This window comes from Bacillus sp. J41TS8, assembly GCF_018333035.1.
Taxonomy (GTDB): Bacteria; Bacillota; Bacilli; order Bacillales; family Bacillaceae; genus Bacillus; species Bacillus paralicheniformis.
On sequence record NZ_BORF01000015.1, the window covers coordinates 14374 to 35495 of the forward strand.

Below are 21122 nucleotides of genomic sequence, written 5' to 3' on the forward strand. Positions count from 1 at the left end.
CAATATGTTATAGTAGAAAACTGTTTTTACATATACCATAGGAGGTTTGTTCATCAATGGAAAATTTCAGCTATTACAATCCAACGAAATTGATCTTCGGAAAAGGCCAGCTTGAACAGTTAAGAAAAGAATTAAAGGTATACGGAAAAAATGTATTGATTGTTTATGGAGGTGGCAGTATTAAAAAGAACGGCCTTTATGACGAAGTTACGCGCGTATTGAAAGAAGAAGGCGCTGACATGCACGAGCTTTCCGGAGTAGAACCAAATCCGCGTCTTGCTACGGTTAAAAAAGGGATCGAATTGTGTGCCCGGCATGAAATCGATTTTCTCCTCGCTGTCGGCGGAGGAAGCGTCATCGACTGCACAAAAGCGATTGCTGCCGGAGCAAAATACGACGGCGACCCTTGGGATATCTTCAGCAAAAAAACGACAGCAAAAGACGCCCTGCCGTTCGGTACGATTTTAACCTTAGCTGCAACCGGATCTGAAATGAACCCCGATTCCGTCATTACAAACTGGGAAACGAATGAAAAATATGTATGGGGAAGCGATGTCACGCATCCGAAGTTCTCCATTTTAGACCCTGAAAATACGTTCAGCGTCCCGGAAAACCAAACGGTTTACGGCATTGTTGATATGATGAGCCATGTGTTTGAACAATATTTTCATAATGTCAAAAACACGCCGCTTCAGGACAGAATGTGCTTTTCCGTTTTGCAAACGGTCATCGAAACGGCACCGAAGCTGTTGGAAGACCTGCAAAACTATGAGCACCGGGAAACCATTTTATACGCAGGCACAATCGCTTTGAATGGCACGCTGCAAATGGGCTATTTCGGCGATTGGGCTTCCCATACAATGGAGCACGCCGTTTCGGCCGTTTACGACATTCCGCATGCGGGCGGCCTTGCGATCTTGTTCCCGAACTGGATGAGATATACGCTTGATACGAATGTCAGCCGCTTCAAAGCCCTTATGCTGAACATGTTTGACATTGACACAGAAGGCAAAACCGATAAAGACATCGCGCTTGAAGGAATCGATAAGCTGTCCGCGTTCTGGACAAGCCTTGGCGCTCCTTCCCGCCTTGCCGACTACGGCATCGGCGAAGAAAAGCTCGATCTGATCGCAGACATCGCCGCTAAAGAAATCGAGCACGGCGGCTTCGCCAATTTCCAAAAACTAAACAAAGATGACGTACTCGCCATTCTCCGGGCTTCTCTATAACAACAAAAGGACGGAATCAAGTGATTCCGTCCTTATCTTTACCGCTCCCCCTGCCTTTCCCGTGTTAAGGCAAAAAAAGTGAAAGATCCGATCACAGCTGTAATAAACATGATCGCACCCATTGGAACGGCCGTTGTTTCATTCATTCCAACGAGAGGCGAAACGATCGAACCGAGCAGAAGCGGAAGCATGCCGAGCATCGCGCTTGCACTGCCCGCACGGTGTCCCTGGTTTTCCATCGCCAGCGTAAATGTGCTTGTCAACGTCATTCCGATGGTTATCATGTAGATAAAGATGGAAATGACAATCGCTGCAAGCGGTCCTTTCAAAATCGTCATCGTCAGGAGAACGGATGTCGCGATGACAGCGGTAATAACCGCGATCCGCAAGAGCTTCCTCTCATGAATGATTCCCCCGAAACGCCCGATGATAAAGCTTCCCGAAATAATGGCGAGGCCGTTAATGCCGAACAGCACGCTGAACACTTGAGGAGAAACCCCATAGATGTCCTGATATACAAAAGGGGTTCCGGACACGTATGCAAAGCTGCCTCCGTGAATGAAACCGACAGTCAGCGCATAGCCGATGAAAGACCGGTCCTTCAACAAGCTTCCCATCGTTTTGAGAGACGAACCGATTGAGCTTGGAATCCGTTTTTCAGGCGGCAATGTTTCAGTCAATTTCATTGAGATAACGAGCACTAGGAACAATCCGATCAATGACAGAGTATAAAAAATCGTATGCCAAGTAGCGAACGGCAAAAGCAAGATGGCTCCCCCCGTCATTGGTGCGACCATTGGCGCAACCGCGGTGATCACCATTAAAAGCGAGAAAAATTTAGAAAGCTCTCTGCCTGTAAACACGTCCCGTACAATGGCGCGCGACAGCACAATTCCCGCCGAAGCGGTAAAACCCTGTAAAAAACGACCAATGACCAGCATAATAATGTTCGGGGAAAGCGCGCAAAACAAAGAAGACAACGCAAATAAAAAGATGGATATTAATAAGGGCTTCCGTCTTCCTTGTGCATCACTGACCGGCCCAATAACGAGCTGACCAAACGTAAGCCCGATCAAACACGCTGTTAAGCTTAGCTGTACGAGCGAGGCTCCAGCTGATAAATCATCGGCAATTTCGGGAAAGCTTGGCAAATACATATCGATATTCAGCGGGCCCAGTATCGCAAGCATGCCGAGCAGAAAAGCCAATGCAAGGCGTTCCTTTCCTGTTGGATTATGGAGCATAGTATCAAACCTTTCTTTCAAGCTAGTAAAATATATTGTTTCATCATGAAATAAACTGGAGGATCGCAAAACATTTGTATATTGTAACATATTTTTTTGGCTGTGAAAGAGGATTGCTCATGACCGGTTAAGATCGGAGATCGAATCGGTCAGATGATTTATAATTGAAGTGAAACACAGGAAGGAGTTATCTTAACTTGAATGCAGTAAACACTGTAGGTTGCTTTACAATTGTGGAAAATAGCAAAGGAAAAATACTTCTGGTTAAAAGAAAAGATTATCCTGTCTGGGACTTGCCAGGAGGCAGAATGGAAAAGCACGAGCAGCCGGAAACATGCGCCATGAGGGAAATGGAAGAAGAAACAGGCTACCGTATTTCTATTATGTGCAAAATAGGAGAGTACGATCAACCGCAATATCATGACATACAGTACATCTATTCAGGAAAATTACTAGGTGGGGAACCCATTAAACAAGGGCCAGAAACAGCAAAAATCGGATGGTTTCGCAAAGATAGATTACCTTTGTTAATGGTTCCCCATAGAAGAAAACAAATAAAAAATTTTACAAAACATCATAACAAACTAGTAAAAGAAACTTTAAAAACACCTTATTTGATTAGATTTATCACGAAATTCAAGAAATAACAGCCTCTTTTTATGTTTAAGCATTATTTCATCGCTTTGACGATAAGCGATGCCAAAGCTTCGGTCCCTTTCGGCATCAGATGTACGCCGTCAGCGGTGAAATATTCGGGATGTTTCAGAGCTTCAGTATGCCAATCGACCAATGTCACATTTTGACGGTTGTCCGCTTGCTTCCGAAGCGATTCATTCACCTTGCTCTCCCACTGACGGGGGACGCGCGTGTTCACGAGATAGACATCAGCGTTTGAGAACGCATCAAGCAAAGCGTCCATCTGACTGTCCGTAAAATAGCCGTTTGTTCCCAGTTCAATCACGACGGCTTTGTCCGAATGATTAAAGGAAGCGTAGGTTGATGTCAATTGAAGCGCTTCCCTCACTTGCCTTCCAACCTGACCGTCGATTGTGATTCCCGGAATTTTCTTACGCAGGCTGGAAGCAATGTCAAGCATGACCGAATCCCCGACAGCCAATACTTCTTTCTCGATATGATCAGGCTCTTTTTCCGCAGACTGCTCATCTTTTGTATTTGACGATTCATCCCCGCCGGCTTTCTGCCGGCTTTTAGTTTCATCATCTTTCCCGCTTTCAGCTTGTGCTTTCTTATCATCCTTCCGTTCTTCACTTTTGTCAGCCGGCTGATCCGCTGAGGCGCTTGTTTCCTCATAAGATTTGGAATAGGCCTGTTGCGGCTGTTTCTTTTCGTCGGCCAATCCCGACAGGCCTCCTGCAAAAATGAGGAGTGCGGCAAACATCAGTCCGATTGATATTTTGCTGGGAACGGAAGCGGTTTTCCATTCCGTGATCTTATCCAGAAAAACCCGGCTGACAAACGGTTTAAAACCGTCTTGTCGGATTGGCTTCTCGATAAAGCGATACGAAAGTTCCGCCAGAATAAACGTAACAGCGACCTTAATCGCAACATGCCAGAACACCGGATTTCCAATCTCTTGAACAGGTGTGCTCAGCACGATGACGGGATAGTGCCAAAGATAAATGCCGTACGACCTTTTCCCGATCCAGCGCAGCGGCTTCACGGAAAGGACAAAGCCCAAGAAGCTGCTCGGATGACTGACGCATGCAATCAAAATCGCTGCGATTATGCTGATCAGAAGCATTCCGCCATGATAGAGAAACGGGCTGAATTCATCGACAAAATAAATGCTCATCATAAGCAGCGCGAAAGCGGCAAGCTCAGTTCCGTGCAACGCGTGCTTCAGGCTGCTTGGGAGCCTGTTCCCAGATAGTCTTTTCATCGGCCACACAAGGGCTAATGCGCATCCGATCAACAGCTCGAAGGCGCGCGTATCAGTCCCGTAATATACGCGGCTCGGATCGCCGCCAGGGACGTACAAGATGCTCATCCATACGGCTGAACAAAGCGCACACAGCACAACCGCCGCAGCCAGCCTCTCCCGCTTTTTAAATATGTAGATGCCCAACAGCAAAATGATCGGCCAGATGAAATAAAACTGTTCTTCAATCGCCAGTGACCACAAGTTTTTTAAAGGAGACGGCGATCCGAAACTATCAAAATATGAGAGGTCGTGAAAGATAAACCACCAATTGCTGACATATAAAAGAGAGGAGATCGCATCTCCCCGCACGGTATGCATCAGCTCTCTGTTAAACAAAGCGACCCATATGACGGTTGCGAAAATCATGAGCGTCGCCGCTGGAAGCAGCCGCCGTATCCGGCGCACCCAAAAATCTCTGAATGTGAGGGAAATGTCATTTCCATACGCCGGCAGGATAATCGATGTAATCAAATATCCTGATAAAACAAAAAAGATATCAACGCCAATAAAGCCTCCGTCGGCCCAGCTCATGTTGAGGTGGTAAGCGATAACCGCCAAAACGGCAAAAGCCCGAAGCCCGTCTAACCCCGGTATGTAACGGTGTTGTTGTGTCTGATCTCGCATGGTATTCCTCCAATGATATGTACGTACGGTTCTTCTTTATGTTTCGCGCCTTTTACGGCTCCGATATTATAGACGAAGTCAGGACCGTTTTTTGTTTCAAAAAATCGTCATTTTTATCTACCCTGAATGATGCCGTCTCTCTAGTATAAAAGTTTCAAGCTGAATATGGTGTTACAAAGTTGTAAAAAGTAAAAAATCCATGATTTCAGCGAATCATGGATTTTTTGACTAGCGGATGTAGCGGTCGCCGATCAGCAGGCTCGAAATCGCCTTAGTCGGAATTTCAAACTCTACCGCGCCCATATATCCGGGTGCGACTTCATAATCGTCAAATGAAATCACGAGTTTATGATTCTCTGTAATATAAAAATTTTGGTCGGCCTTGATTCGTTTGAATGGCTCGACTTCCTCGTCATTGATCCAATATATTTTATCAGGATCATCTTTCATTTGCTGTTTCATTTGTTCTTTAATGTTTTCGCTGATGGCCGTAATATACCGGTCGTCTTTAAACAAACTCTTCAAGGTAAGCAGAATTTCATTCTTTTTGTCAATGGTGATATAGCGCCGTTCGGTATAGCTGGACGCTTCCGTTCTTTCGACGCTTCGCCGAATCGAAATCAAATCCTTCGTATCCGTGACTGTCTCATAATCGCTGTAGATGCTGAGATGCCCTTTTTTATTCCGGGACGTCTCCTTCATGAATTCCCGGTAAAGCTGACGGCTTTCCTTTACATATTTCTCGTTAATGCCATTTTCAAGCTCCCGGTTATTCAAGCCGGACAGAGCCGGTGTTTTCACGTCAATACTCGATTCTCCATCTTTCTGTTTGATCTCGGTGAATGTGATGGCCTTAACGACCTTGCCGATGACGGGTAAACGCGACATGGCCTGGGCTGCTCCGGGATTGATATTCACGACGGCAGCCAATAGTACAGCCGCCGCGACAAGCGTTGATGCAGGCCATACCACCAGCCTTCTCTTCTTCTTCGGTTTATGCTGAAGCGCAGTTTCGACAACCTGATCCAGTTCCTTCGGAATGGGGACGTTTTGATATGCTTTTCTCAGCTGTTCCAATTTCTTTTCCATTAAGAAAGATCCTCCTTCGTCAATTGGATGCGCATAAGCTTCAATCCTCTGTAAAGGCGCGTTTTGACCGTATTCAAATTTTCGCCTGTGATTTCCGCAATCTCTTCCAGTTTGAGATCCTCAAAAAATCGCAGAACAATAATGGTGTGGTAGGGATGCGGCAACTCGTCAAGCGCCTCATGAAGGTCTGTATCCCGGTAGATATCTTCCTTGCCCTTGCTTAAAAATTCGATCGTTTGATCATCCATAACCTTTAGTTTTTTCCGTTTGCGCAAAAAATCGATTGCCGTCCGCACCAAAATTTTGTAAAACCAGCTTTTAATCGTATCCGGATTGCGAACAGAATCGACGGAATCGAGCGCTTTTTTGATTGATTCCTGGACAATATCTAAGGCGTCTTCTTGATTTTTCACATAGCTGTACGCCAGCCGGTAAAAGTCTTCTTTCCGGTCTGTTATGCAAGCGACAAGAGACGCTCTGGCTGCTTGTTTCTTCATTGCAATAAAGAACTCCTTTTTTGAATATACGTATATACGGCTGTTACATTAGGATAGACGCGGGAGCGTGAAAAATAGTTTGCGGACTGGTCATTCTTTTTAAAAATATTTTATCATCAAGTGCCGCCAATCTCGATTTCATTTATAATGAATAGCAAATTCGAAGGAGGTGATCACATGGCAAGCATCAGAATGCCGGATCATGCAGCGTCTCATGCAAAGCCTGTTATCGGAAAAGGCGATACTTTGCATAGGGAGGACAAATAAAATCGCCTGAAGTAAGCTTTTCTGGTAATTGGCTTTGCCCCTTATTTTACAATCAAAGGAATAAGGAGCTGGCAAACATGGCATACGTAAAGGCTGCCGCTGTTCTACCTGAAAAGCTGCTATCGGAAATTCAAAAGTATGTTCAAGGGGAAACGATCTACATTCCCAAGACTGAATCCGCCCACAAAAAATGGGGTGCACGTTCAGGAGCAAGAAAGCTGATCGATGATCGCAACACCGCGATAAAAAGGGCCTTTAAAAATGGCGAAACGATTGAGCACTTAGCAGCGGAACATCATCTTTCCATCGAAACGATTAAAAAAATCGTTTACACAAAATAAACTGGAGCACGGATCCTTGTGATCGGTGCTTTTTAATATGGCGAGCTTGTTTATTAGCTGATTTCTGCATTTTCTATGCTTTCTCCGTCATGTAATGTAAAAGTGATCATGCAACGAGAGGAGAATATTGTCATGAAACACGGTGTATTGGAAGTACCCGGAGCAAAGCTCTACTACGAAGTGCGCGGCTCGGGGCCTATCTTGCTTATGATTCACGGGGGCAACGGCGATGCAGAATCATACCCGATTACAGACCGCCTATCCGACCGTTACACGGTTATCACATACGACCGCCGCGGGCATTCCCGCAGCAGGCTGGAAGATCCGAATGAAAATTACCAGGTTTCCGCACACAGCGATGATGCGAGCCGGCTGCTGGCCGCTCTGACGGATGAACCGGCCCATGTATTCGGCTGCAGCTCCGGCGCGGTCATCGGCCTTGATCTTGCCATCCGCCATCCTGCACAAATCCGCATGTTGGTCGCACACGAGCCTCCGATTCCGCAATTGTTGGCCGGCAGTGACCGCACCAAAGGGTTCGAGAGCTTGGAGAACCTTGAAAAACAATACAAACGAAGCGGATTACAGGCTTTAGAAGCATTCGCGAAAGCGATGGGCATTACGTCCACAGCTCAGCCGGACCGTCCAAAAACCCGGACGGAGCAGCTCATGGCCAACATTGACTATTTTATCCTGTCCGAGGTGCCGGGTTTAAGAGAATATTCACCCGACATCGGCAGGCTTAAAGCTTCACCGGTTACAGTCGTTCCTGCCGGCGGCATTGATTCGCCAGGCTGTCTCCCGTACAGGTATGCAAAAGCATTGGCTGATCATTTGAAAACGAAAGTAGTCGATTTTCCAGGCAATCATGTGGGATGCGTTTTATACCCGGAGGAATTTGCCGAAAAGCTGGACATGGTTTTTAGAAGATGTAACAACAAAAATACCAAGGGATGAAACCCTCGGTATTTTAAATCAATCCGCCGTTCGCAGAAAGCGTATGGCCTGTAATCGACATTCGATTTTTCAATTCAAATGCATCCGTTCACTGATGCTCTAAACAGCACCCTAAATAAACATTCCCAAAAGGCTTAGCATTTTAAGAGCTGCAAAATTTGTTCATACGCATTCATATAAAGGACAGGGTCGGGATCTGCTCCTTTTTTCTTCGGCACGTTAAAATCCGATAATACAAAATGATGCTTCGGCTGAACATCATGCTTAGCTAAACAGCTCTTGACACAGCATAAAGGACAGCCGTCAATCGCAATGATATCCCGCCCGGATTTTGCTGTTTTGACAAGCGGTTTCACATCGCCGCCGACTCCGGCAATGCACGACATTTCGGCCGTTTTCTCCCGATCCATTTTAATGGCAATCATATTGGCCGTTTGCGCGGCCGAGGAACATCCGGAGCACGAATACACTAGAGGCAGATCAGTTCTTTTCATCGGTTGACACATCCCCTGTTTTTCTTTATTTTCGCCGGCAAAAAACTATCATTTACTTTACAGGAGGTGCGTGATGAAAACTGTGAGCCAGATCACTTTTTCTATTACTCTATGAGCTGAATCAAACAGCCAAGCAAAAGCAAAACTGCTTCACACTCCTTTCCCGTATTCAAATGAGAATACTCGCCTCCTTGAGCTATATGGAATCCACAGGGGCTTAAAAGCCCCTGTGATTTGTATAAAAAATTTGCGCCGGCTTTTTAAAGGCGAACCGAATGATCCATTCGGCCAACGCGATGCAAAGCACAATCGCTCCGAAAACGCCTATCGTGTAGCTGATGTCATATATCAGGCCGAGTCCTTTATGGCACACGAAAGTGATCAAGTGAATGAACATATTGGTAAAACAGAATAGATAGCTGCGAATCATCCAATTCCGGTGCTTGATAAACTGATTACGCCGGGCTTTGATGACGGAAATAACCGTGGCGGCAGGCCAATACATATTCACCATGTTAAAGGCTATGCTGACGGCCTTCCCACCGGTAGAATGCGGTGCCATATAGCCTGACGACAGCGTCACAATCAGCACGCAAACGACGTAGAGCCAGCCGTTAAAACGGTGAATCTTGCGGCTTTTGGTCAACAAGGCGCTGGAGAAGTTGACAGCGCCCGAAGCCATCGCCAAACAAGCGGCAACAACGTGAACATACATCACCTTCAGCCAGACCGGGAGATGAAAGGAGTCCCTCAGGTGAGATTTATGGCTGAGAAAAGATGTTGATTGCGGATCAAGAATTAAATTTTCAAACAAGGTATACAGAACATACACCGCGATTACGATCAGCATTGCCGAAAAAACCGATTGACTGCGTTGAGATTTCCTTTTGTTCAGCTTTCGTTCCTCCTAATACATCATGCTCTCTGAAATACCTATATTGTATCACGAAAGCGGACGTGCGCAGCAGCTTGGCATATCAAGCCCTCAATGACAAAACCTTCCCCATTAAAAACAGGCCAAGTACGATTTGTTGCTTGGCTCGGGCCTCCCGTTTTTCTGGAAAGCCGGAATAATTCTGTCATCTTTTGCGGCATACTGTTGAATGATGTCTCTGCTGAAATCGCGAGCCGATGACAATGGCTTCAACAATTTCAAGGAGTTGCCTCAGCACGCTGTCCAAACAGACGGATATGTATTTTGCAGCGGGTATGACAATACTTACGGACGGATTCATTCCCGCTTCTTATTCCGAACCAAATATGATTAATGAACAACGACCATTCTATAAAGATCTGGTTACAAAAAGAAGGATCAGTCTACTTCCACGCAAACCACCTCTTTACAAACGCATCAGGCGAATCTTATCTGTTACTTCAAATTTTAATGTTATTATAGATTTTAAAACATGCGGGGATCGGGCCTAAAAAATAAAAATGGAGGCATACATAAAGTGACAGAAGATGTAACTGACAACGATATACACGAACAAAAATTATCGAGAGGCCTGAAAAACAGGCATATCCAGCTCATCGCCATCTGAACGGGGCTGTTTCTTGGTTCGGGGAAATCAATCCATTTTGCAGGACCGTCGATTTTATTTGCTTATCTGATTACGGGAATCATTTGTTTTTTCATTATGCGTTCTCTTGGAGAACTGCTTTTATCCAATTTGGAATACCATTCGTTTGTCGACTTTGTTCAGGGGACTACTTAGGCGACATGGCGGCATTCATAACGGGTTGGACATACTGGTTTTGCTGGATTTCGCTCGCGATGGCCGATTTAACCGCGGTCGGGCTTTATACCCAACACTGGCTGCCTGATGTACCGCAATGGCTGCCCGGATTGATCGCCCTGCTCATTTTGCTAATCATGAACCTGGCGACCGTCAAGCTTTTTGGAGAATTGGAGTTCTGGTTCGCATTAATCAAAGTCATTGCGATATTGGCGCTGATCGTGATCGGCCTTTTCATGATCTTCAAAAGATTTTCCACCCATTCGGGCGCTGCCGCCTTTCACAACCTTTGGAACCACGGCGGCATGTTTCCAAATGGACTGCACGGTTTTCTCCTTTCATTCCAGATGGTTGTCTTTGCGTTTGTAGGCATCGAACTTGTGGGACTGACAGCGGGGGAAACGAAAGATCCGGAAAAGGTCATTCCTAAAGCGATCAACAATATCCCCGTCCGTGTTTTGCTGTTTTATATCGGTGCGCTCCTTGTGATCATGAGCATCTATCCGTGGAATGCCATCAACCCTAATGAGAGCCCGTTCGTCCAAGTCTTTGCAGCGGTCGGCATCATTGCGGCTGCAAGCATCATCAATTTTGTGGTGCTGACATCGGCGGCTTCGGCAAGCAACAGCGCAGTCTTCAGCACGAGCCGGATGATATACTCGCTTGCGAAAGAACATAATGCGCCCGGCGCTATGACCAAACTGACCTCCCGCAAAGTGCCGAGCAATGCGTTGTTTTTCTCAGCGGTCGTGATTCTGATTGGCATCATGCTGAACTATATCATGCCTGAACAAGTGTTTACGCTGATTACAAGCATCTCGACGATATGCTTCATCTTTATTTGGGGAATCACCGTCATTTGCCATTTGAAATACCGCAAAACAAGACCGGATTTAGCGAAAACAAACAAATTCAAGATGCCGCTTTACCCGTTTTCAAATTATGTGGTTCTCGGTTTTCTTACGTTTATCCTCATCGTCCTTGCACTGGCGCAGGACACCCGCGTTGCCTTATTTGTCACGCCGGTTTGGTTTATCATGCTGATCGCGATTTACAAGCTGAGGAAACCTAAGTCACAGCAAGTGTAGAAAAATGCGAATCGCCTGCAGAATGTTCTGCAGGCTTTTTGTATGGCTCATCATGTAAAATAAAAAAGATAACAGCTTGATCGCCTACAATTTCAATGGTCAGCCGCCTAGGCAGAAAGGGGAAAACAGATGAAAATCAATCAAATTGTAGATTTGTCGGTATCGTTAAGAGGTGATATACCGTCTGATCCGCCGGGGTTTGTCCCTGAAATCGAATATGCGGATCATAAGCAAGGAGCTAAACAAATGGTCCAGAGCTTTCCCGGCCTTTCCTCGCAAGATCTTCCCGGGGGAGAAGGCTGGTCGCTGGAAAAAGTGAAGATGTCTACGCATGCCGGAACGCATATCGACGCTCCATATCATTACCGTTCTGTTACAGACGACGGCAAGCGGATGATGACGATTGATGAAGTGCCGCTTGACTGGTTTCATGGCCCTGGCGTTAAGCTGGATTTCAGACATTTGAAAGACGGGCATATCGTTACCCCTGAAGAAATCGAACAGGAGCTTCACCGCATCAATCATAAACTCGCGCCCGGCGACATTGTTCTTGTGAATACGTCGGCTGGCGCCAAATACGGACAAAACGATTACCTGCACAGCGGCTGCGGGATGGGGCGTGAAGCCACTCTATTTTTAACGGAGCGCGGCGTACGCCTTGTCGGAACTGACGCCTGGAGCTGGGACGCTCCATTCAGCATGACCGCCAAGCGCTTTGAACAGGAAAAAGACCCATCCATTATTTGGGAAGGTCATTATTCAGGCAGCACCATTCCTTACTGCCAAATTGAAAAGCTCGCCAACCTTGATCAATTGCCTTCCACTGGATTTTACGTCATGGCTTTTCCGGTAAAAGTTGAAAAAGCGTCTGCCGGCTGGGCGCGCCCGGTTGCGATTCTTAGCGGTGAAAACGCATAAGAACGTCAGCAGCTTTTCGTTTGTGGGGATGCCGGCTAGACAGATAACAAAAATAAAAGCAGACATCAGCCTGCTTTTATTTTTGTTTTATATTCAGTCACAACACTTGCGTAAACAAACAATGAAATGAATACAAGAAACACGCGGCTCCAGCCATCACATTGAAGGTTCCCGATTTTTCATTGTTTGATTTCAACATCATGAAGAACAAACCGGAAAAGAAAAATCCGATAAACCAGCCGATTGGAATCTGGACAAAAGCTAAAATAAAACCAATAATCCCTATCGTTTGAAAAACTTGAGGTGCAAATTCGCGCAAAAGTATTCCCGCCCTTTTTCAGAAGAAATCCGCTCCCTTTTTTTGTATCATATCACATCTCCTCAACAAAATAAGGAAAACAAGTGAATCTTTTGCTATTCATGTTGAAGCCAGGCTCAATATTGATTTTTGTTATGATCTTAAAAAAGGAGGTTTGATTACCATGAATACCTTATGCCGCAGCAAACAAGCTCCATTTGAATACACCTTATCTCTTATAGGTGGTAAATGGAAAATGAGAATCCTCTATGAGCTGGCGTGTGAAAAAACGATGAGATACGGGGAGCTCAAACGGGCTATGCCGTTAATCACCCATAAAATGTTAAGTTCCCAGCTGAAGGAGTTGCAAACTGACGGTCTGATTCACCGGGTGGAGATTTCTCAAAATCCCCTCAGAGTGGAGTATTCGTTATCAGACAGAGGACTGTCTTTATACCCTCTCATAGATGAAATGTGCAGATGGGGACAAAGAGAAGGTTTGCCTTATGAGTAAAAAATACTTACTAAAAAGTGCGTACTTGTTTCCCAACGGGAGGGATTTTATACTGAATAAAAATTATTTGTAAGGAGAACAGGATGACAAAACAAATTTATATCATTCATGGCTACAGAGCCTCCTCAACCAACCACTGGTTTCCTTGGCTGAAAAAACGTCTGCTTGCAGACGGAATACACGCAGAAATTTTAGACATGCCTAATCCTCACCAGCCAAGGCTTAAAGATTGGCTTGATACGCTCTCTTTAAATAAGCACACATTAAATAAACATACTTATCTGGTTGCACACAGCCTGGGGTGCGCCGCCGTTTTGAGGTTTTTGGAACAAACGCAATTGCGTCAACCACTTGGCGGAATCTTGCTCGTTTCCGGCTTTGCCAAGTCACTGCCCGATTTAAAGATGTTAGATGAATTTACCGAGGAATCGTTTGATTTTCAAAACATCATTGAGTCAGCTAAGCATCGTGCTGTCATTGCCTCTAGAGACGATCAAATTGTGCCATTTGCATGGAGCAAAGATCTGGCGCAACAAATTGACGCTAAGCTTTACGAAGTTCAACACGGGGGGCACTTTTTAGAAACTGACGGATTTACTTCTTTGCCGATTGTTTATGATGTTTTAAACTCCTATTTCTCAAAAGAAACTTGCTAAAAACAATAAAGGATATTCGGATTTTAGGGCGGCAAAGGGCTTAGAAGCCGCCCTTCTCCAATTTCTTAATAAGTGTGGAAAAAATCGATGCCAAAGTTCCCTGTTCTGAAGTGGTCTGTTACGTCATGCCAATTGAAAATGTGTATAATATAGCTTTGTTGAAGGCACTTGAATGAAAGCGCGTTATGTTTCTTGTAAAGGCTTAGCACTTAAAGCTTCAAAATGAGTCATCTCTAATTTAGATCAGGGATATTACCTAACCAAGTTCCCAAAAGAAATGAATCCCGTTCATTGATATATCTTTCACGCACAAGGGTACACCTTTTTGTATTGGTTTTAAGAGAGCATAACTTTTTTATCAACCTTACATTCCTTCAATGATGTCGCTCAGGGAGTTATTTAATTCAATAAACTGTTTCTCTATAGGTGTAAATTTATGATTTAGTCTTGTAATGAAATATAAATCGACGTATCTATAAGGTGATGGAACTTCTAAATAATGATGGATATTGTAGCGATCTGCTATGCGCTTTGATACTAAGGAAATTCCCATACCCATCAATGCAAATTGCACTAAGGATTCTGGATCGCCCACTTCAATGATTTCCCCCTGTTGGATGTTCGAATCTTCAAAAATATGACATAATAATGTTAGATACAAGCACTTATCTGATAATACAAGTACGTTTTTTCCGTTTATATAATCATCAAATCTCGTATATTGATCTATACCTTGGCCTATGATCACCAATTCTTCATATCCCACTTTTTGATAACTTATCTTTTTATTGTTTAGCGATCCAATCGTATAAGCAACATCGATTTTTCCAAGGAGAACTTGATTTTCAATATATTCTGTTGAACCTGTTTTTAATGTTACCGATAAATCAGGATATGTATGATAAAGCTTATTTAAAGCACTTGAGAATTGAGTTCCACCAACAGATATCATCGTGCCAATACGGAGTTTTTCATCGTGTTTTTTCATGATGTTTTCGGTTTCTTCCCAAACGAACAAGATTTTCTTGTATTGATGATATAATTTTTCTCCCTCTTTCGTTAGTTTGACTCCTTTTGAATTTCTGATAAACAGTTGTTGATGATAATGAGTTTCGATTTTTTTTATTTTCGCAGTCATATTGGATTGAAGGTGATTCAATTTAATTGCAGCAGCAGATATGCTTTTTAATTCCGCCACTGAAACAAAAGCTTTCATGTTTTCAATATCCATTCATATTTCAACCCCCATCAAAAAAAGTGATATAACCATCATTACTTAACATTTAAAATGATCTCTAATTTTAATTATACTCGGTTTAAAGAGTTTTGGAGGGATAGCTAATGAAGAACAACGTGATAAAAGCAGGGATTATAGGCGGATCTTTGAATAATCAATGGGCTAGTCAAACACATATTCCGGTATTGAAGGAAAATCCTTTTTATGAAATAACGGCGATTGGAACATCAAAAATGGAAACCGCAAAAAAAAGCGCTATGATGCTTAAGGCTGCCTCTGCTTTTACAGATTATAAGGAATTAGCACAATCAAAAGATGTTGATTTGGTAGTCGTCAGTATAAAGGTTCCTTTCCATTATGAAGCTTCGCTTGCAGCCATAGAAGAAAATAAACATATATATTGTGAATGGCCTTTAGGCATAGATACTGTGCAGGCTGAAAAACTGGCAAAATTGGCAGATGACGCGAACATTCATCATGCGATTGGGTTACAAGGAAGGCAATCTCCAGAAGTCAATTATTTAAAGCGGGTAATCAAACAGGGGGAGATCGGCAAGGTCATCTCCTGCACGATGCAGGTAGCAACACAAGGAAAGGGAGGAATAACAGATGAAAAAAGCAGTTACCTTTTAAAAAGAGAAAATGGGGCGAACCTTCTTACAATCAACGGTGGTCACTCGCTTGATGTTCTTTGTTATATCCTGGGTGATTTTAAAGAATTATCAGCTGCAATGAACAGTCATTATACAGAAGCCGTTATACAAGAAACAGGGATGAAAATACCAAAAAACACAGCTGACCAAATTTTAATCCAGGGGACGCTCGTTAATGGCGCTTCAGCCTCTGTCCATATTCAGGGCGGAGTTTATCCAGCTTTTCAATTAGAGATTAGAGGGGAAAAAGGTGTTTTGCGTTTAACACAGCATCATTCCTCAGGACACGTACAATTTGGCAATCTCAAAGTCAAAAAGATTACACATCCTCATAATTTATTAAATGCTGAAGATGTTTATTCTGAAGAAGTAAAAATTTCCCCAGTAAAGGATCATGGTGCAAGAGGCTATGTTGAAACTGCTTATACTATTTTAGCGGAAGATATATTTGAACATAAAAATCAAATCCCAAACTTTCATGACGCTGTCAAACTGCACCGGTTGTTAGACGCCATTCGGAAGTCGGCAAAGACCGGTAAAAAAGTACTCTTAAAAAATGAGTAGGAACCGTATATCTTTTATTTACATGGTCCTTGCACATGCTGATCAAGCTTGAGCAAATTGTTATCCTAAAAACATGTACAAAAGCGAGCTCGACAAAAGTTAGCCCCAAAGGTTTATATACATAGACCTCCTTAAAAGTTTAGCGGCCCAGGGAGGTTACATCGTATTATAAGATCAATTAAGTTTACTTAAACAGTATTCTTAATTGATCTTTTTTATCATTAGTCTTAGGTAGAGAAAGCTATCAGTCAAATGAGGATGAGTAGGGGGATTCCTTGGAATAAGACACAGTAATCCTAGATTTCTCTAAAAAAGTCCTTGCTGATTAGTCTATTTGAAAAAAGAATTAAATATGAAATTTAGATCAATTAATTTCTTTGTGAGATGGGTTTTTTATGTAGAAATAAAGGAGAGAAAAAGAACTTTATTATACATTTAAAGTTTAAATGGTTTATTTTTCTTGAATATCAGTTTATATACCTGTATAATTTCTTGGTGATTTTATATAAATTAGGATAGTATTGGATTATTTGAAAAAAAGATAGCTAAAATGAATTTGAATGAAAAAAAATCCATTGGTTAGAGCGATTGCTGCTGATTTTGCTATGCAAAGAAATTGGAAAAAGAATTCAAAATTAACTAAAATTAATCAAAGAGATGTGTATTTGGATTCGAAAACAGGCAAATACTATGCAGTGGACACCCAACATGGTAGATTTGAAGTTGTTAATAAAAGAGGGAAACATCAAGGAGAAGTGGACTTTAACTTAAACGAAACTAAACCAGCTGACAAATCGGGACGTCATGATTTAAAAATGAACTAAGGAAGTGAAAATTAAAATGAACGATCTAGTTAACGAAACTATAGATAAATACTACAGAAACAATAACGAATCAGATTATCTTACTAAATGCCGCGAGCAGTTTGTAATACCAGAAGCAATAAAAAAATTTTCCGAGAATAATAATATGATAATCACAGACGTAAATTTTGGTGAAATATGGCCGTCGTCAAAATTAATATTTGAGTATGAAGACTACACAAAAGGGGAATTTGAAGTTACTTATAGTACCATTTTAATGCTATCTAAGCTTGCACCTTTATTTTATCTTCAGCACGAATTTCAAGTTGAAAACAGAGATGTGAATAGAACTGTCCCAACTCTTGAGGGTTTTGATACTCAACCTTATAACACTAAACAACAAGAATTTGAAGATTGTGTAAAAGAATATTTTTCAAAGAAAGAGTTCATTGAATTATCCTATTCGGAGATGAACGAGGTTGTATGCGGGCTGGATTTTAAAAAAGATGTCACGTTTTTTGGATCACAAGTAACAGTAGAGAATGCATTGTTTTTTGATCTACTAGAAATTTGTCCAGACTAAAATACAGCAATCTTGTGTTATTCAAATAAAAAAGAAAAAGTTAAAGGTGAATAAAATAAAGTAATGAAAGAGGAGGTATCCAGTATCCTCCTCTTTCATATAGATTGGTTCCATCAAAGTGAGGATTATTTTTGCGGTTTCTCATATTCCATTGCATGATCGCTGCCAGAGATGCCTTAGTTGTTGGATCGACAACAACTCCTACAGTAACCAAAAGTGTTAGCACATTTTAAGTCTTACTTACCAGTTGATTCTAGTTATTATAAATTTGACCCAACGCAACGACTTTACTGGATGTATAACCGCAGAAGTCATTTCCTTCAACTAACACGTTTTGTCCAATTTGTGGTCGATTCATCTGTACATCATCTGCATTTTTAGAGCTTCGAAAAAACCGCTCTTTTATTTCGGCGATAGTGGTGTTTTTTAAATGTAGCGAGGTTTTAAACGAACATATAAACCGTTTTCTTGTAAAAAAGGTTAAACTCCAAATGTTGTGGATGTTAGCTTGATGGTCATGTTCGGAAACCGACATGATATAAAAAAACATACCAACAAGCTTTGGTATGTTTTTTCTTAGGAAATCCCTAATTAATGAATATTAGGTTTTCTAAAATTACTGCCTTTGACTTCAGCTACGTCATATACAGTGACAAAAGCATTTTTATCAACTTCATTAATGATTTCCTTTAATTTGGTGTCTTCTAAGCGATTGATGACACATGTAATTTCTTTAAACTTTTCGTGGGAAAAACCACCGTAAGCTTCTTTATATGTAGCACTTCGGCCCAATTGATCGCGAATTGTCTCCACCATCAACTCAGGTTCTGTTGTAATAATTTGAAAGGTTTTAGAACCGCTTAATCCTTCCTCGACAACATGAATGACTTTGGACGCAATATAGTAGGCGATGACTGATAGCAATGCCCCTTGCAAGCCAAATACAGCGGAAACAAAAATAAACACAAAAAGGTTAAAGAATAGAATGAGATCGCTCGTTCCAAATGGCAATTTGCGCGATAACAGCACAGCAAGCATATCAATTCCGTCCAATGCTCCGCCATTACGCAGCGCCAGCCCCATTCCAAAACCAAGGATGATCCCTCCGACAACAGTGACTAACAAAGTGTCCCCTTCGATTATAGCCGGAGTGTGGTGCATAAAACTTGTACCTGCTGCAAGTGATGCGATTCCGATAATCGATAATAACGCAAAGCTTTTCCCGATTTGCTTATATCCCAGCCAGACAAACGGGATGTTTAAAGCTGCGATAAGTATACCAAGCGGCAAGTCAAATAGTTGTGAACCAACAATGCTGAGTCCTGTCACTCCGCCATCAGATACATTGTTAGGAATCAGCACTGTTTCCAATCCATAGGCCGCTATGATTCCTCCGATCATGACCATTATAACTTTGAAAATCATTTTCGCTTTAAATTTCTTATGTTTTTCGATTTTATTCATGCCATTCCTCATTTCAAATTTTACGTTATATTTAAATATACCATAACAGTTTTTCTAGGTTCAAAAGTTCAATCACGTTTTTTAAGCGGCTGCTGCAAATACCGATCATTACATTGGATTAAGGTAACCCTTTTAGACTTGGAACATTCATGTGCCAGTGGTTGGAGCTATTTTGCAAGCACCCCGTTTCGCAACTGGTGAATAACAAATAAAGGCCCTAATGTTTATGGACATTCCCGGCCAGGCAAAAGGATTGTCGGCAATAGAACGAAGCATTTGATTCTTCTCTCTCCAAGATGAATGAATCCTTAACTTTATTGGTTTTTCACCCCCCATTCACATAACCCCTCTAAAACCGGCAATAGTGATTCCGCTTTACCAGTGAGACTGTACTCGACCTTTGGGGGAACTTGAGGGTATTCTTTCCGCTTCACCAGACCATCCGCTTCCAATTCTTTAAGTTGTGAACTCAATGTTTTATAAGTAATAGCCCCTATTTGTCTTTTCAGCTCATTAAAGCGAACCGGTTGATTTTCCGCGAGGAGATAAATAATAACCATTTTCCATTTGCCGCCGATCACGGACAATGTGTAGCCAAAAGGTGTATCTTGAATATTTTTAACTTTGCCTTTATATTCAGCCATACTCATATTAACACTTCCCTTTCGGATAGTACCTATCAATAAAGTGCGTACTGTTTTTTTGTTTGCGTTCATTTTATACTAACCGTAATTTGAAGTAAAGGAGACGATAACATGGCTAAAAAAACGATACGTCTGTTGATGCCGCAATGGCAAGGGGGAAACAATCCCAACTACTCTTTTGGAGCGGAACTGCTTGCTTGGCTGGCTCCTGAAAATGATCAGCCCATTATTCATGTTCCGGTTCAAACTTATGATGGAACTCCGCTTGAAAACGAAAACGGAATAAACGGGAGAAAACAACTGCTGGAACAATTGGAGGCTGCTCAGCATATCATTCATGCCCATAAGCCGGATCGCATTGTCATGTTTGGCGGTGACTGCTTAGTCGAACAAGCACCATTTGCTTATTTAAACGAACGATACGGCGGGGACTTAGGTTTAATTTGGATTGATGCTCACAGCGATTTAGTTAGATATGCCGGATATGATAACGGTCATACATTACCGCTCGGAAATCTTTTGGGAGAAGGAGATGAAGAGTTCGCAAAACATGTGAACATTCCCCTTAAACCTGAAAATGTCTTTATCGCGGGATTAGCAGCTCCCACAGAAGAAGAAACAAAAGTGATATCAAAAGAACTTCAAAGACAAGGTATAGCTTTCACAGAACCAGACACTGATGTGATTAAAAGACTTGGGATTAGAACAGCCGGAACTAAAAAGTTAATGACCAGTACCGAATCTATAAAAGAATGGATAAAAGAAAGCAACATCAAGTATCTGGCCATACACCTTGATTTAGACGTGCTTGATCCGAAGGCATTTCGTTCTTTATTATTCGCCAATCCTGAAGCACCTGTAACTTTTTCTCCTGAGGGAACAATGCAAATGCCGCACCTGCTTCATCTTCTGAAAGAACTCTCTTCCGAAACGGATGTAGTTGGATTAGGTATAACCGAACATTTGCCGTGGGACTCTATTCATTTGAAGAAGTTGCTTAGTGAAATCCCTATTTTAAATCAATAATTTCATAAAACGGGACAACAACAAAATAATGGAGTCGAAACCCTCCATAAATAAATACCAAGGGGTCATAACCCTTGGTATTCCTATGATGCGGCCGAGAGACTTGAACTTTCGCGGGCTACGACCCCATTAAGTCTTCGACAAAGATGATTCGGCCTAACCATTCGGCCTGCCTTTTCATTTCCCGCTCGATCTTTAAGATGCTGCATAAATGACGGCTCTGATTCCGACCTTTAACTCCTGCATGGGGTTGA

The 21122-nt window shown here is 42.5% G+C and carries 20 protein-coding genes and 1 pseudogene; 12 read left to right on the forward strand and 9 right to left on the reverse strand.

The window, feature by feature from the left end; genetic code table 11:
• Positions 1–56: 56 nt before the first annotated feature.
• Positions 57–1229 (forward strand): iron-containing alcohol dehydrogenase, encoded by a 1173-nt coding sequence (locus KI350_RS18070; RefSeq protein WP_020450315.1) that lies wholly within the window; start codon positions 57–59, stop codon positions 1227–1229.
• Between the two features lie 38 nt (positions 1230–1267).
• Here the strand turns inward: KI350_RS18070 and KI350_RS18075 are convergent, their stop codons facing one another.
• Positions 1268–2473 carry a Bcr/CflA family efflux MFS transporter gene (locus KI350_RS18075; protein ID WP_020450314.1) on the reverse strand — a complete coding sequence of 402 codons (1206 nt, stop codon included), beginning with the start codon at positions 2471–2473 and terminating at the stop codon, positions 1268–1270.
• A 197-nt stretch (positions 2474–2670) separates the two neighbouring features.
• Here KI350_RS18075 and KI350_RS18080 point away from each other — a divergent pair, with 197 nt between their 5' ends.
• The gene (locus KI350_RS18080; RefSeq protein WP_020450313.1) at positions 2671–3120 is read left to right on the forward strand and encodes an NUDIX hydrolase; all 450 of its coding nucleotides are present in this window, start codon (positions 2671–2673) and stop codon (positions 3118–3120) included.
• A 23-nt stretch (positions 3121–3143) separates the two neighbouring features.
• On the opposite strand, the gene KI350_RS18085 is transcribed toward KI350_RS18080, so the two are convergent.
• From KI350_RS18085 to KI350_RS18095, 3 genes are all read right to left on the reverse strand, one after another.
• On the reverse strand, positions 3144–5039 hold the full coding sequence (locus KI350_RS18085) for an acyltransferase family protein (RefSeq protein WP_212930568.1): 1896 nt from the start codon (positions 5037–5039) through the stop codon (positions 3144–3146).
• A gap of 228 nt (positions 5040–5267) precedes the next feature.
• Positions 5268–6128, reverse strand: a complete 861-nt coding sequence (gene rsiV / locus KI350_RS18090) for an anti-sigma-V factor RsiV (protein WP_020450311.1) — start codon at positions 6126–6128, stop codon at positions 5268–5270.
• Entirely contained in the window at positions 6128–6625 is a 498-nt protein-coding gene (locus KI350_RS18095; protein WP_020450310.1) for an RNA polymerase sigma factor SigV, read from the reverse strand. Before KI350_RS18095 ends, rsiV begins: the two co-directional genes overlap by 1 nt.
• Before the next feature lie 344 nt (positions 6626–6969).
• Between KI350_RS18095 and KI350_RS18100 the strand changes: the two genes are divergently transcribed.
• Entirely contained in the window at positions 6970–7233 is a 264-nt protein-coding gene (locus KI350_RS18100; protein WP_020450308.1) for a CD3324 family protein, read from the forward strand.
• 132 nt (positions 7234–7365) lie between these two features.
• Positions 7366–8190: an alpha/beta fold hydrolase gene (locus KI350_RS18105; RefSeq protein WP_051502133.1), complete on the forward strand. Its 825-nt coding sequence runs from the start codon at positions 7366–7368 to the stop codon at positions 8188–8190.
• A 134-nt stretch (positions 8191–8324) separates the two neighbouring features.
• Here the strand turns inward: KI350_RS18105 and KI350_RS18110 are convergent, their stop codons facing one another.
• Both KI350_RS18110 and KI350_RS18115 read right to left on the reverse strand, forming a co-directional pair.
• Entirely contained in the window at positions 8325–8684 is a 360-nt protein-coding gene (locus KI350_RS18110; RefSeq protein WP_020450306.1) for a putative zinc-binding protein, read from the reverse strand.
• A gap of 217 nt (positions 8685–8901) precedes the next feature.
• Positions 8902–9534 (reverse strand): DUF2306 domain-containing protein, encoded by a 633-nt coding sequence (locus tag KI350_RS18115; protein ID WP_020450305.1) that lies wholly within the window; start codon positions 9532–9534, stop codon positions 8902–8904.
• A gap of 697 nt (positions 9535–10231) precedes the next feature.
• On the opposite strand from KI350_RS18115, the pseudogene KI350_RS18120 reads away from it, so the two are divergent.
• From KI350_RS18120 to KI350_RS18135, 4 genes and pseudogenes are all read left to right on the forward strand, one after another.
• Positions 10232–11508: pseudogene (locus KI350_RS18120) on the forward strand (amino acid permease).
• A 129-nt stretch (positions 11509–11637) separates the two neighbouring features.
• Positions 11638–12426: a cyclase family protein gene (locus KI350_RS18125; protein ID WP_025810039.1), complete on the forward strand. Its 789-nt coding sequence runs from the start codon at positions 11638–11640 to the stop codon at positions 12424–12426.
• Positions 12427–12908: 482 nt separating this feature from the next.
• Positions 12909–13238, forward strand: coding sequence for a winged helix-turn-helix transcriptional regulator (locus KI350_RS18130; RefSeq protein WP_023857826.1), 330 nt, complete (start codon positions 12909–12911; stop codon positions 13236–13238).
• Positions 13239–13321: 83 nt separating this feature from the next.
• On the forward strand, positions 13322–13894 hold the full coding sequence (locus tag KI350_RS18135) for an RBBP9/YdeN family alpha/beta hydrolase (RefSeq protein WP_020450297.1): 573 nt from the start codon (positions 13322–13324) through the stop codon (positions 13892–13894).
• A 364-nt stretch (positions 13895–14258) separates the two neighbouring features.
• On the opposite strand, the gene KI350_RS18140 is transcribed toward KI350_RS18135, so the two are convergent.
• A complete protein-coding gene (locus tag KI350_RS18140) occupies positions 14259–15125 on the reverse strand; it encodes a LysR family transcriptional regulator (RefSeq protein ID WP_025810043.1) in 867 nt (288 codons plus the stop codon).
• A 110-nt stretch (positions 15126–15235) separates the two neighbouring features.
• Here KI350_RS18140 and KI350_RS18145 point away from each other — a divergent pair, with 110 nt between their 5' ends.
• The 3 genes from KI350_RS18145 to KI350_RS18155 all read left to right on the forward strand — a co-directional run bounded on the left by KI350_RS18145 (position 15236) and on the right by KI350_RS18155 (position 17734).
• Positions 15236–16348, forward strand: coding sequence for a Gfo/Idh/MocA family protein (locus KI350_RS18145; protein WP_025810045.1), 1113 nt, complete (start codon positions 15236–15238; stop codon positions 16346–16348).
• A gap of 560 nt (positions 16349–16908) precedes the next feature.
• Positions 16909–17172, forward strand: a complete 264-nt coding sequence (locus KI350_RS18150) for a colicin E3/pyocin S6 family cytotoxin (RefSeq protein WP_020450294.1) — start codon at positions 16909–16911, stop codon at positions 17170–17172.
• 16 nt (positions 17173–17188) lie between these two features.
• On the forward strand, positions 17189–17734 hold the full coding sequence (locus tag KI350_RS18155) for a hypothetical protein (protein WP_020450293.1): 546 nt from the start codon (positions 17189–17191) through the stop codon (positions 17732–17734).
• 591 nt (positions 17735–18325) lie between these two features.
• On the opposite strand, the gene KI350_RS18160 is transcribed toward KI350_RS18155, so the two are convergent.
• Both KI350_RS18160 and KI350_RS18165 read right to left on the reverse strand, forming a co-directional pair.
• Positions 18326–19198 carry a YitT family protein gene (locus tag KI350_RS18160; RefSeq protein ID WP_025810048.1) on the reverse strand — a complete coding sequence of 291 codons (873 nt, stop codon included), beginning with the start codon at positions 19196–19198 and terminating at the stop codon, positions 18326–18328.
• A 314-nt stretch (positions 19199–19512) separates the two neighbouring features.
• Positions 19513–19848 carry a winged helix-turn-helix transcriptional regulator gene (locus tag KI350_RS18165; RefSeq protein WP_020450289.1) on the reverse strand — a complete coding sequence of 112 codons (336 nt, stop codon included), beginning with the start codon at positions 19846–19848 and terminating at the stop codon, positions 19513–19515.
• 105 nt (positions 19849–19953) lie between these two features.
• On the opposite strand from KI350_RS18165, the gene KI350_RS18170 reads away from it, so the two are divergent.
• Complete coding sequence (locus KI350_RS18170) at positions 19954–20868, forward strand: arginase family protein (protein ID WP_020450288.1); 915 nt, start codon at positions 19954–19956, stop codon at positions 20866–20868.
• The last annotated feature ends 254 nt before the right edge of the window (positions 20869–21122 follow it).

Bases quoted from the DNA above. Each gene is read 5' to 3' on its own strand.
- KI350_RS18070 (WP_020450315.1), top strand. From the start codon at position 57: ATGGAAAATTTCAGCTATTACAATCCAACGAAATTGATCTTCGGAAAA.
- KI350_RS18075 (WP_020450314.1), bottom strand. From the start codon at position 2,473: ATGCTCCATAATCCAACAGGAAAGGAACGCCTTGCATTGGCTTTTCTG.
- KI350_RS18085 (WP_212930568.1), bottom strand. From the start codon at position 5,039: ATGCGAGATCAGACACAACAACACCGTTACATACCGGGGTTAGACGGG.
- rsiV (WP_020450311.1), bottom strand. From the start codon at position 6,128: ATGGAAAAGAAATTGGAACAGCTGAGAAAAGCATATCAAAACGTCCCC.
- KI350_RS18095 (WP_020450310.1), bottom strand. From the start codon at position 6,625: ATGAAGAAACAAGCAGCCAGAGCGTCTCTTGTCGCTTGCATAACAGAC.
- KI350_RS18100 (WP_020450308.1), top strand. From the start codon at position 6,970: ATGGCATACGTAAAGGCTGCCGCTGTTCTACCTGAAAAGCTGCTATCG.
- KI350_RS18105 (WP_051502133.1), top strand. From the start codon at position 7,366: ATGAAACACGGTGTATTGGAAGTACCCGGAGCAAAGCTCTACTACGAA.
- KI350_RS18110 (WP_020450306.1), bottom strand. From the start codon at position 8,684: ATGAAAAGAACTGATCTGCCTCTAGTGTATTCGTGCTCCGGATGTTCC.
- KI350_RS18115 (WP_020450305.1), bottom strand. From the start codon at position 9,534: ATGCTGATCGTAATCGCGGTGTATGTTCTGTATACCTTGTTTGAAAAT.
- KI350_RS18125 (WP_025810039.1), top strand. From the start codon at position 11,638: ATGAAAATCAATCAAATTGTAGATTTGTCGGTATCGTTAAGAGGTGAT.
- KI350_RS18130 (WP_023857826.1), top strand. From the start codon at position 12,909: ATGAATACCTTATGCCGCAGCAAACAAGCTCCATTTGAATACACCTTA.
- KI350_RS18135 (WP_020450297.1), top strand. From the start codon at position 13,322: ATGACAAAACAAATTTATATCATTCATGGCTACAGAGCCTCCTCAACC.
- KI350_RS18140 (WP_025810043.1), bottom strand. From the start codon at position 15,125: ATGGATATTGAAAACATGAAAGCTTTTGTTTCAGTGGCGGAATTAAAA.
- KI350_RS18145 (WP_025810045.1), top strand. From the start codon at position 15,236: ATGAAGAACAACGTGATAAAAGCAGGGATTATAGGCGGATCTTTGAAT.
- KI350_RS18150 (WP_020450294.1), top strand. From the start codon at position 16,909: ATGAAAAAAAATCCATTGGTTAGAGCGATTGCTGCTGATTTTGCTATG.
- KI350_RS18155 (WP_020450293.1), top strand. From the start codon at position 17,189: ATGAACGATCTAGTTAACGAAACTATAGATAAATACTACAGAAACAAT.
- KI350_RS18160 (WP_025810048.1), bottom strand. From the start codon at position 19,198: ATGAATAAAATCGAAAAACATAAGAAATTTAAAGCGAAAATGATTTTC.
- KI350_RS18165 (WP_020450289.1), bottom strand. From the start codon at position 19,848: ATGAGTATGGCTGAATATAAAGGCAAAGTTAAAAATATTCAAGATACA.
- KI350_RS18170 (WP_020450288.1), top strand. From the start codon at position 19,954: ATGGCTAAAAAAACGATACGTCTGTTGATGCCGCAATGGCAAGGGGGA.